The organism is Pseudomonas sp. P5_B3 (genome assembly GCF_056400405.1).
In genome coordinates, this window is record NZ_JBFULI010000066.1 from 17,511 (window position 1) to 28,722 (window position 11,212).

8 protein-coding genes, 1 tRNA gene and 2 pseudogenes are annotated in these 11,212 nt (G+C 61.8%); 5 read left to right on the plus strand and 6 right to left on the minus strand.

Annotation, left to right across the window (positions count from 1 at the left end):
• Positions 1–129: 129 nt before the first annotated feature.
• A pseudogene (locus tag AC1DRN_RS26630) lies at positions 130–567 on the plus strand (methyl-accepting chemotaxis protein); the annotation flags it as partial.
• Positions 568–674: 107 nt separating this feature from the next.
• Complete coding sequence (locus AC1DRN_RS26635; RefSeq protein ID WP_223461078.1) at positions 675–1,274, plus strand: flavin reductase family protein; 600 nt, start codon at positions 675–677, stop codon at positions 1,272–1,274.
• 12 nt (positions 1,275–1,286) lie between these two features.
• On the opposite strand, the gene AC1DRN_RS26640 is transcribed toward AC1DRN_RS26635, so the two are convergent.
• Together AC1DRN_RS26640 and AC1DRN_RS26645 are read right to left on the minus strand one after the other, a co-directional pair.
• Positions 1,287–1,655, minus strand: a complete 369-nt coding sequence (locus tag AC1DRN_RS26640; RefSeq protein ID WP_223461080.1) for a cupin domain-containing protein — start codon at positions 1,653–1,655, stop codon at positions 1,287–1,289.
• 76 nt (positions 1,656–1,731) lie between these two features.
• Positions 1,732–2,541, minus strand: a complete 810-nt coding sequence (locus tag AC1DRN_RS26645; RefSeq protein WP_223461238.1) for an AraC family transcriptional regulator — start codon at positions 2,539–2,541, stop codon at positions 1,732–1,734.
• Between the two features lie 164 nt (positions 2,542–2,705).
• Between AC1DRN_RS26645 and ddlA the strand changes: the two genes are divergently transcribed.
• A complete protein-coding gene (ddlA, locus tag AC1DRN_RS26650; RefSeq protein WP_223461082.1) occupies positions 2,706–3,800 on the plus strand; it encodes a D-alanine--D-alanine ligase in 1,095 nt (364 codons plus the stop codon).
• A gap of 63 nt (positions 3,801–3,863) precedes the next feature.
• Here ddlA and ggt read toward each other — a convergent pair whose 3' ends face one another.
• The gene (gene ggt / locus AC1DRN_RS26655; protein WP_223461084.1) at positions 3,864–5,696 is read right to left on the minus strand and encodes a gamma-glutamyltransferase; all 1,833 of its coding nucleotides are present in this window, start codon (positions 5,694–5,696) and stop codon (positions 3,864–3,866) included.
• 167 nt (positions 5,697–5,863) lie between these two features.
• Here ggt and AC1DRN_RS26660 point away from each other — a divergent pair, with 167 nt between their 5' ends.
• A complete protein-coding gene (locus AC1DRN_RS26660; RefSeq protein WP_223461086.1) occupies positions 5,864–6,973 on the plus strand; it encodes a DUF2817 domain-containing protein in 1,110 nt (369 codons plus the stop codon).
• A 99-nt stretch (positions 6,974–7,072) separates the two neighbouring features.
• On the opposite strand, the gene AC1DRN_RS26665 is transcribed toward AC1DRN_RS26660, so the two are convergent.
• From AC1DRN_RS26665 to AC1DRN_RS26675, 3 genes and pseudogenes are all read right to left on the minus strand, one after another.
• A tRNA-Met gene (locus AC1DRN_RS26665) sits at positions 7,073–7,149 on the minus strand.
• Positions 7,150–7,236: 87 nt separating this feature from the next.
• A pseudogene (locus AC1DRN_RS26670) lies at positions 7,237–7,476 on the minus strand (amidase family protein); the annotation flags it as partial.
• Positions 7,477–7,564: 88 nt separating this feature from the next.
• Entirely contained in the window at positions 7,565–9,622 is a 2,058-nt protein-coding gene (locus AC1DRN_RS26675) for a methyl-accepting chemotaxis protein (protein ID WP_223461089.1), read from the minus strand.
• Positions 9,623–9,953: 331 nt separating this feature from the next.
• On the opposite strand from AC1DRN_RS26675, the gene AC1DRN_RS26680 reads away from it, so the two are divergent.
• Positions 9,954–11,171, plus strand: a complete 1,218-nt coding sequence (locus AC1DRN_RS26680) for an MFS transporter (RefSeq protein WP_223461091.1) — start codon at positions 9,954–9,956, stop codon at positions 11,169–11,171.
• Positions 11,172–11,212 lie beyond the last annotated feature (41 nt).

Consider the following 11,212-nt stretch of genomic DNA (forward strand, 5'->3'; position numbering starts at 1 on the left):
GCCACGGTGATTACCGATCAGGTCAATCAGGAACAAGCCGTCGCCGAGGCTGCCAACATTGCCTACAGCACTTCGCAGCAAACTGACCAAAGCGCCCAGCGCGGTAACGCCGTGGTGACCCAGGCCGTGGACGTGATGCGTGACCTGGCCAAACACATGCAAACCGCTGGCGATGGCATCGAAGCCCTGAACGAGCAGTCGCTGGTGATCGGTACCATTGTCAAAACCATCAGCGGCATTGCCGAACAGACCAATCTGCTGGCGCTCAACGCGGCCATCGAAGCGGCGCGAGCGGGCGAGCAGGGGCGGGGGTTCGCCGTGGTGGCGGATGAGGTTCGGCAACTGGCTTCGCGCACCAGCCAGGCCACCGACGAAATCGTCCTCGTGGTGCGGCAAAACCAGGACATGGCGCGTAACGCTGTGGCGCTGATGACCGACGGCAAGCTTCAGGCCGAACAGGGCCTGGCGCTGGCGGCAGAAGCGGGTACGGTGATTGTCGAGATCCAGGACGGCGCGCAGAAAGTGGTCAATGCGGTGGGGCAGTTTGCCAATCAGTTGGTGAGTTGAGTCCAGCGTTTTGCCCGAAGCCTGAAAAGATCGCTATCGGCGATCTTTTCATTTCAGCGTGTTTTATCCCGTTACAATCGGCTCTTTTCCCCCAGGAGCAGACTTCCATGAGCGCTTCCCACCGCCGTCCGGTTCCCTTGTCCAAGGCCTATCGTCTGCTCAATCATGGCCCGACCGTGCTGGTCAGCGCAGCCCACGGTGGCCAGCGCAATATCATGGCGGCAGCCTGGGCCATGCCGCTCGATTTCGAACCACCGAAAATTGCCGTGGTGCTGGACAAGTCCACCTGGACTCGCCAGTTGCTGGAGGCCTCGGGCACTTTTGTACTGAACGTTCCGTGCGCTGCCCAGGCCGACATTGTGCAGACCGTCGGTTCGACCTCCGGCCTGGAGTTGACCCAGGGCCAGGGGCGCGACAAGTTTGAGACCTACGACTTGCAGACGTTCACCGGCGAGTCGGTTGATGCGCCGATGCTCGAAGGCTGCGTGGCCTGGCTGGAATGTCGCCTGTTGCCGGAGCCGAACAACCACCAGCAGTACGATCTGTTCCTGGCCGAAGTGATTGCCGCCCAGGCTGACGAGCGCGTGTTCAGCGAAGGCCGCTGGCACTTCGACGGGCAAGATGCCTTGCGCACCTTGCACCACGTGGCGGGCGGGCACTTCCTGACCATTGGCGAGCCGGTGGACGGCAAGATCTTGCAGGTGTAAACCGGTCAGCGCTCATATCCACACATCATTCTCGGCCGTGCGCTCACCACCTTCACTGCCGGTGTTGAGCACGCCCTTGGGTTCGATCAGCAGGAGTTTTACCTCCTGCTCGGCACTGGGCTTGTGCTCGACGCCTTTGGGCACCACGTACATTTCCCCGGCGTTCACCAGCACGTGGCCATCGCGAAAATCGATGCGCAGCCGGCCTTCGAGCACGATGAAGGTTTCGTCGGTATCGAGGTGGTCGTGCCAGATAAAGTCCCCCAGCAGCTTCACCACCTTGAACTGGTAGTCGTTCATTTCGGCGATGACCCGGGGCGACCAGTGGGAATAGATCCGGCTGATTTTTTCAGCGAAGTTCAGGCTTTCGTAAGCGTTCATGAAACAGCTCTCGCGGTGGTTGGTGAACTCACGATAGCCAGCGACTCCATGCGCTTCTTGTACGATTGTGCGTGGCTCAACGGCGCTGCATGTTCAGCCAGCGCGCTGGCGGCAGGCCGTAGGTTTTGCGAAATTGCCGAGTCATGTGGCTCTGGTCGGTGAAGCCGGCGATCAGCGCGGCGCTGACCAGCGTCTGCCCCTGAATCAGTAGCGCGCGGGCCATGTCCAGGCGGCGCATGGTCAGGTAACGATAGGGGCTGGTGCCGAACAACAGGCGAAAATCCCGGGACAGGCTCCAGCGATCCCGACCACTGTGTTGCGCCAGTTCATCCAGGGTCACGGTGCGGTCCAGGGCACCGTGGATGTATTCCCGCGCACGCTGCGCGGCCACGTAATCGAAGCCCGAGCGTTTGCCCGGCGCACCGCAAACCGTGCTCATGGCTTGCGCCAGATCGAACAGCGCATCCTGTTCTTCCAGTGGATCGAGCGGGCAATCCAGGCTGCGCAGCAACGCCCCCGTGGCGGCGAACAGGCGGGGATCGTTCGACAGCCCGGTCTTGATGAACGGCAGCGGTTGCCCGCCGAGCATCTGCTGGATGAGCGCCGGTTCGATGTACATCATCCGGTACTGGAAACCGGATTCGGTGCCGGCCTCGCCATCGTGGGCTTCGTCCGGGTGCAGCACGATCGTTGCGCCCGGCAGGCTGTGACGCCAGCCACCGCGATACTGAAAACTCTGCACCCCGGCCAGGGTGTGGCCGATGGCATAGGTGTCGTGGCGGTGAAGGTCGTAGCCATGGCCGGCAAAAAACGCCTCGAAACGCTGCAGCCCGCCGACATCGGGCGCACGAAGGAACCAGTCATTGCGAGACGGACGCTTGGCCATGGTGATGATCGTCTTGAGCTTGATGCGCAACACGGTAACCCAGTCAGCGGTTCCCTGTCTTCTGATCGGAAGGGGACATGTGCGCTAGAAAACCAAGGGCAAATACTGCACTGTGGGGCGCATTCTCTATAGGTCGTTTTTATTTGTCAGGATGAGGCCAGGTCATGAGCAAGCTGCGCGTGGGGATCATTTTCGGGGGCCGTTCCGCCGAGCATGAGGTGTCGTTGCAGTCGGCGAAAAACATCGTCGATGCGCTGGATCGTTCACGCTTCGAGCCGGTGCTGATCGGCATCGACAAACAAGGCCACTGGCACCTTAACGACCCTTCCAACTTTTTGCTGAACCAGGAAAACCCGGCGCTCATCGCCCTCAACCAGTCCAATCGTGAACTGGCGGTGGTGCCGGGCAAAGCCAGCCAGCAATTGGTGGAAACTTCCAGCCAGGAAATGCTCGGCCACGTCGATGTGATCTTCCCGATTGTCCACGGCACCCTCGGTGAGGACGGTTGCCTGCAAGGTTTGCTGCGCATGGCCGATCTGCCGTTTGTCGGCTCCGATGTGCTCGGCTCGGCTGTGTGCATGGACAAGGACATCAGCAAGCGCCTGCTGCGCGATGCCGGCCTGGCCGTGACGCCGTTCGTGACATTGACCCGCGCCACGGCGGCGCGTACCGGGTTTGCCGAGGTTCGGTCCCGGCTCGGTTTGCCCCTGTTCGTCAAACCGGCAAACCAGGGCTCTTCCGTGGGTGTGAGCAAGGTCGCCGACGAGGCCGAATACACCGCAGCGGTGGAACTGGCCTTGAGTTTCGATACCAAGGTGTTGATCGAATCTGCCGTCAGCGGTCGTGAGATTGAGTGCGCGGTACTCGGCAATGAAGACGCCATCGCCAGTGGCTGCGGCGAGATCGTGGTGCGCAGCGGATTTTATTCCTACGACAGCAAGTACATCGACGACGCGGCTGCTGAAGTGGTGGTGCCGGCCAATATCAGCGTCGAGGCCAGCGAGCGCATCCGCGCCCTGGCCGTCGAAGCGTTCCAGGTACTGGGCTGCTCCGGCCTGGCCCGCGTCGATGTATTCCTGACCGACAGCGGCGAAGTGCTGATCAACGAAATCAACTCGCTGCCCGGCTTCACCCGCATCAGCATGTACCCGAAACTGTGGCAGGCCACCGGTATGACCTACAGCGAGCTGGTGACGCGACTGATCGAGCTGGCGCTGGAAAAACACCAGGTTCGGCAGGGGTTGAAGATCAGTCGATAAGCGACTTGCTCATAAACAAAGGGCCTACCCACCGGTAAGCCCTTTCTCATCCCCGCGTACGACTCAATCCCCCAGCGCTTGCCCCTCACGCCGCGGATCGGCGCCGCCTGTCAGCGACGCTTTGCCTTGGGCGTCCTTGACCCGAACAATCGCCTGGGTCCCGCTGGTCATGTCGATTTCGCTCACGCTGTGCCCTTTGTCTTTCAGCGCCTGAATCAGCGACGGGCTGAATTGCCCCTGTTCCAGTTCGGTCGGGCCGTTGCGGCTGCCGAAGTTGGGCAGGTTGATGGCGGCTTGCGCATCGAGGTTCCAGTCGAGCAGGCCGATGGTGGATTTGGCCACGTATTCGATGATTTGCGAGCCGCCGGGGGAGCCGACGGTGGCGAGGAATTCGCCGCTCTGGCGGTCGAAGATCAGGGTCGGGGCCATGGAGGAGCGCGGGCGTTTGCCGGGTTCGACGCGGTTGGCGACTTTTTGCCCATTTTCCTCGGGGATGAACGAGAAGTCGGTCATCTCGTTGTTGAGTAGAAAGCCCTGAACCATGATGTGCGAGCCGAACGCCGATTCGATGGTGGTGGTCATCGACACGGCACCGCCTGCGTCATCGACGGCCACCACTTGCGAGGTGGAAATCCGCAGGGGCGAACGGTCCGGTGCATAGGCCATCTGAATGCCCGGCGGAGTGCCAGGTTTGGCCGTGCCCATGCTGCGTTCACCGATCAGAGCGGCGCGGCTGGCCAGGTAAGCCGGGTCGACCAGGCCTTTGACCGGCACGGGGACGAAGTCAGTATCGGCGACGTACTGAGCGCGGTCGGCGTAGGCCAGGCGTTCGGCTTCGGCGATCAGGTGCACGGCTTGCGGGTCGGGTTCGATGCCGGCCGGGGCCATGGTTTTGACCGGTTTCAGCGGTGCCAGTGCCAGGCGCTTGTCGCGAGTCTCCAGGGCTTGCAGCGTGCCGAGGATCTGGGCCACTGCGATCCCGCCCGACGACGGCGGCGGCATGCCGCAGACTTGCCAGCGCTTGTAGTCGGTGCACAGCGGCGCGCGTTCCTTGGCCTGGTAGTTGGCGAGGTCAGTCAGCGACAGGCTTCCGGGATTGGTGTGGCCCTGAACCTTGGCCGCGATTTCCTCGGCGACCGGGCCTTTGTACAGGGCATCCGGGCCTTCATGGGCGATGCGTTTGAACACAGCGGCCAGCGCCGGGTTCTTCAAGTTTGTGCCGACGGCTTTTGGGCTGCCATCGGCATTGCGCAAGTAAGCCATCATTTCCGGCGAGCGTGGCATGGACGAATCCGCGGCGATCAACTGATGCAGGCGTGGCGAAATGGCGAAGCCTTGCTCGGCGAGCCGGATGGCCGGTTCAAACAGTTGTGCCCAGGGCAGGCGCCCGTGTTTTTGATGGGCCAGTTCCAGGGCGCGCAATACGCCGGGCGTGCCTACCGAGCGACCACCGATTTGCGCCTGGGTGAACCCCATCGGTTGTCCGTTGGCTTGCAGGAAAAGCTTCTCGGTAGCACCGGCCGGGGCGGTTTCACGGCCATCGTAGGTGCGCACGGCTTTGCCATCCCAGAGTACGATCAATGCGCCGCCACCGATGCCGGAAGACTGTGGCTCGACCAACGTCAACACCGCTTGCATCGCAATCGCCGCGTCGATGGCCGAGCCGCCCCGGCGCAGCATCTCCCGCCCGGCTTCGGCCGCTAGCGGGTTGGCCGCCGCCGCCATGTATTTCTCGGCGTGTTGAGTTTTCAGGTCGGTGCGGAAACCGGAGGCGCTTTCCGGTGCGAGCGGTAGCGTCGGGACTGAAGCGTTGTTGCACGCGGCCAGGGTCAAGGCGCTGGCGAGCAGAACCAGAGCTGGCAGGCGATAGCGGCGCAAAGGGAAGGTTGAGAACACGTGGGGGTACTCCGTCCGTTGGATCTACGATCAGCCGACTTTATCGGCCGACCGGGAGGGACGCAAACCAGGTCCCACGGCCCCGATGTTTTTGTCCTTCATCAATGGCGGGATTTTCTGTAGGGTCATTGCCAACAGGCAGGCCAGAAAATCAACAAGAGGCAGACATGCAAACCGAGTTTCCCACCCAGCCCAGCTATCGCACCCAGCGTGAACAATTCCTGGCCGCCGCGACCACGGCAGGCGCAACGCTGACGGAGTATCCACACCCGCTCAAAGGACCGTTCGGCGAGCCGCTGAGTACCGATGTGGCGGTGCTGGGTGATCCGGGCGCCAAGCGGCTGCTGATCGCGTTGAGCGGCACTCACGGGGTCGAAGGCTTCTATGGTTCGGGCTGCCAGATCAAATGGCTGCAGGAGTTGGGCAAGCGGTCCCTGCCAGCGGATGTCGCCGTGGTCATGATCCATGCCATCAACCCCTGGGGCATGGCGTGGTTGCGCCGGGTCAACGAAGACAACATTGACCTGAACCGCAATCACCTGGACTTCCAGCGCCCGCTGCCGGACAACCAGGCCTACAACGCCCTGCATGAAATCTATGCCTGCCCGCAGTTGCACGGTCCGCAGCGTGAGCGTGCCGATGCCTTGCTCGACGAACAGATTCGCTTGCACGGCTGGCCGGCAGTCATGTCGATTGTCGAGGGCGGTCAGCATGCTCATCCCGACGGCCTGTTTTTCGGCGGGCTGGCGCCGAGCTGGTCGAACCGCACGCTGCACCGGATCGTGCAAAAGCACGTGACCCATGCCGAGGTTGCCATGTGTTTCGACTTGCACACGGGCGCCGGCGAGTACGGTCATCCGATGTTGTTGACCATCACCGAGTCCGTTTATCCAGCGCTGTCAGATGCGCAGGCGATTTACGGTCCGTGGCTCTACAGCCTGCAAACCGGTGCCGACACCGTCAGCGAAACCGGCGTGGCGGCAACGGCCACCGGCTACACCTCGCAGGCGCTGATCAATGCGCTGCCGCAGGTACGGCTGATGCCGTTTGTCATTGAATGCGGGACTTATCCGGGGCCGGAGGTTCACCGGCATCTGCGCGATGACCACTGGCTGCATCTGTACGGCAACCCGAATGATGCAACAGGGCGCGAGATCAAGCTGAATCTGCTCGAGCAGTTCTATCCCGCCGACAGCGATTGGCAGGCGATGGTCTGGCTGCGCACCTGGCAGATCTGGGAGCGGGCGTTGTCGGCATTACCGACGGTTCGCGTCTGATCGAGACGCGCATGCGGTGCAGGATTTCCCTGTCACCGCAGCGCATTTTTTCGAGGCATAAAAAAACGGCCTACCTTGCGGTAAGCCGTTTTTAGTACTTGGTGGCTACACAGGGACTTGAACCCCGGACCCCAGCATTATGAATGCTATGCTCTAACCAACTGAGCTATGTAGCCAAGTGGCGCGCATTATTCACCGGTAACGGGGATGCGTCAAGCATAAATCTAAAATATTTCTCTGCGCTTTCAACCGTTTATCAAAATCTATCCTCTGAGCTGGGGTGAAGGGCAGCGCTGGAACCAGCGGCTGGCCTGTTCGTACGCGTGCGCCAGTTGCAGGACAGCGAAGTCGGCCTGGTGTCTGCCGATGATTTGCAGGCCCATGGGCAGGCCGCTGGCGTTGAAGCCGACCTGTACGTTAGCCACCGGGCAGCCGGACAAGGTGCCGGGAATCACCACCTCCATCCAGCGGTGATAGGTGTCCATGGCCAGGCCTTCGACGGACGTGGCGTGGTTTATCGACTGGCTCAAGAGCGAACTGGAGCAGGACTTCCCGGAGGCGGTGATCCGCGCCTGAGAAGTCCTGGCGGACTCAACTCAAGCGAAAGCGCCCTGTATTGTCACTTAAGGCCTTGCTGCCGTGGCTCAGGGTATCCGCTGCCTGATTTACCGCGCGGGCCCCTTCGAGCAAGCGCACCGCCGCTTGATCGACCTGCTGGATATTGCCGCTAACCTCGTCGGCGGTACTGGCCTGTTCTTCCACAGCCGTGGCGATTTGCGCCAGGGTATCGGTGACGCTCTGCACCGCACTGGCGATTTCTCCGAGCCGTTCACCGAGGCCGGTGACCGCTTGTGCATCGCTCTCTGCCTGACTGCACGCGGCTTGCATCAGGCTGACGGCTTCATTCACCGTATTGCGCAGGCTGTCGACCGTGCCGGCAATCTGTGCGGTCGACGATTGCGTGCGTTGCGACAGGCTGCGCACTTCATCGGCCACCACCGCGAAGCCACGCCCTTGCTCGCCTGCCCGAGCCGCCTCGATGGCGGCGTTGAGTGCCAACAGGTTGGTCTGCTCGGCGACGCCGCGAATGGTGTCGACCACCAGTTGAATCTGCTGCCCTTGTTCACTGACCCGGCCCAGCGCCGCGGCAGTGTCGTTCAGGCGTTGATTGAGTTGCTGGATGCTCGCGGTGGTGCGCTGGCTGTCACGGCTGCTGTCGGCGGCAATGCGCCGGGTGTGCTGGGCGCTGCCGGACGCCTGTTCGCAACTGTGGGCCACCCCTTGGGAGGTGGCGGCCAATTGCGTCGCCGCAGCGGCAATCTGGCTGATCTGCAACTGCTGGGCTTCGACTTCGCCCAGGGCATCGCTGGAATGATGATTGAGGGTTTTCACCGCGTTGCTCAATTGCAGGGTTTCGTGATCCACCCCTTGCAGGCTGGTGCGCAGTTGAACCACGGCGACGTTCAGCGCGGTGCTGATGACTGCCAGCTCGTCCCGACCCTGAACCGGCACTTGCAGACTCAGATTGCCATCGCGCAACGCCTCGGCCAGCACCGTGATACCGCTGGCGCTGCGGCGGATCGAGGCCTGCAAGCAGATGAACAGATACAGTGCCGCCAACAGCAGGCAGCCCAACACGGCGGCCACCACAATGAACTGGCGGATCGCCGAGCCGTGGTAGTAATCCAGGCGTTGATCCAGCGACACCAGCGACTGCTGGCGCAACGAGGCGAGGTCGGAAAGCAGGGCATCGAGACTGTGTTCGAAGTCTTCCGGCTTGAGGTTGATGCTGCCGCCGAACACGCCGTCATCCAGCACCTTCAGGCCCGCATCGAGGTGCTTGAGGCTGTCGTGGTATTGCCCGGCCCAGGTTTGCAGGGCGCTGGGCAAGCGCGCTTCGAGCAGGCCAGCCGTTTTCACAAGCTGCTCTCGCGCATCGCCGATGCGGCTGCGCAAGTCGCGCAGTTGAAGACGGCTTTGCAGGGTAAACTGCCCAGACACCACCGAGGCCTGACCCATCGCCGCCAGACGACCGACCCGTTCGATCAGGTCCGGCGCATGCTGGGTGGAAATCTGCGTCAGCAAATAAGTCTCCAGCCACGATGCCAGCGTCAGGCGATTGTCCATGGCGATTTGCTCGCGCAAGGCTTGCAGGGCGCTCAAGGCGTTGGTGAAGCGATCATAGCCATCCGGCCACCAGCCAACATTGCTCAGACTTTTTGAGTCGAGGCCATCGAGAGCGGTTTGCAGAGCCTGATAACGCGTCAGGGTTTCGCCCTCTGCACTTTCTTTTTGCAGGGCCTGGCCTAACTCGGCAGTGGCCTGGCTGACGGCAGGCTGAACCGCATCGAAGGCTGCCATCGCGGCGAGGGTGGCCGGCGTTGGCTGGCGATTGGTTTCCGTGGCGCGCCACCGGGCGGCACGATCACGCTGGGCGCCGAGCAGGTCATCCAGCGCATCAAGAGCCAGCAGTTGCCGTACCCCGGCGCGTTCGCCGGAGATCAGGCTGAGTTTGTCGCGATAGTCCTGGCCGATCATCCACAGGCTGCCGGCCAGCGGCAGGATAAACAGCAGAAACAACAGCTGGAATTTGCGTGCGAAGCCGAAGCGCCCCAGCAGCCCGATCCCCGGTGATAAAAAAGCCTGCATGCCCCATGACTCCTCTGGACACCACGCACCATTGGCGTGCGCCGGAGGTTATTGCCCCCGACTCGTGCCCTCTTAAAAGGCCTCGAAAGTTCACCCTTGTCCGCTCTGTAGGCCGACTCTGTGGCGAAACTTCCCATTCTTGGTCTCCTTTGTAAGGAGGCCGCGTTCAAGCAGACAAGGAAGGCAAGATTCAGACCATGGCTTTGCGCCATCAAGGTTGTGGCGATGAAAAACGAAGTCGTTAGCAGGCTAAGGGGATGGCGTTGCCGCACTGAAAAATGGCACATTGACGCACCTGCACGTTTGTACCTCTTGTGTTTTGGAAACTCCCATGGCTATCAGCAACGCCCAGTCCGGCTCAGTGCCGGCGTCCGCTACGCCCCAAAGCAGTCCCCTGGTGATGCGCATCATCGGCGCGGTAGCGCTGGCGCATTTGATCAACGACCTGATCCAGTCGGTGCTGCCATCGATCTATCCGATGCTCAAGGCCAACTATGGCCTGACCTTCACCCAGGTCGGCCTGATCACCCTGACGTTCCAGTTGACGGCCTCGCTGCTGCAGCCGTGGGTTGGTTACTACACCGACCGCCATCCCAAGCCGTGGTTATTGCCGGCGGGGACGATCTGCACCCTGGTCGGGATTCTGATGATGTCGGTGGTCGGCAGCTTTCCATTGATTCTGCTGGCGGCGGGGCTGATCGGCATCGGCTCGTCGACCTTCCACCCGGAAGCGTCCCGCGTGGCGCGCCTGGCTTCGGGCGGGCGCTTCGGGCTGGCGCAATCGACCTTCCAGGTCGGCGGTAATGCAGGCTCGGCGTTCGGCCCGTTACTGGCGGCGGCGATCATCATTCCCTATGGTCAGGGGCACGTGGCCTGGTTCGGCCTGTTCGCGGTGTTTGCGCTGTTCGTGCTCTACCGGATCAGCCGCTGGTACGCCAACCACTTGAACCTGTTCAAGCTCAAGCAAGGTCAGGCGGCGACTCACGGCCTGTCCAAGGGCCGAGTGACCTGCGCGTTGGTCGTGCTCGGGTTGCTGGTGTTCTCCAAGTATTTCTACATGGCCAGCCTCACCAGCTACTTCACCTTTTACCTGATCGAGAAATTCGACCTGTCGGTCGCCAGTTCGCAGTTGCACCTGTTCCTGTTTCTCGGCGCGGTAGCGGCGGGGACGTTCTTTGGTGGGCCGATCGGCGACAGGATCGGGCGCAAGGCGGTGATCTGGTTCTCGATCCTCGGCGTTGCACCGTTCACCTTGCTGCTGCCCCATGTCGACCTGCTCTGGACCAGCATTCTCAGCGTGGTCATCGGCTTCATCCTCGCCTCGGCGTTCTCGGCCATCGTGGTGTACGCCCAGGAGTTGGTGCCAGGCAATGTCGGGATGATCGCCGGGGTGTTCTTCGGCTTGATGTTCGGTTTCGGCGGGATTGGTGCGGCGTTGCTCGGGCATCTGGCGGATGTGCACGGGATTGAGTACGTGTATTTCCTGTGCTCGTTCCTGCCGTTGTTCGGGGTGTTGGCGATCTTCCTGCCTCGCACCAAAAAGCCCTGAACCAATACATTTCCCAATGTAGGAGTGAGCCTGCTAGCGAT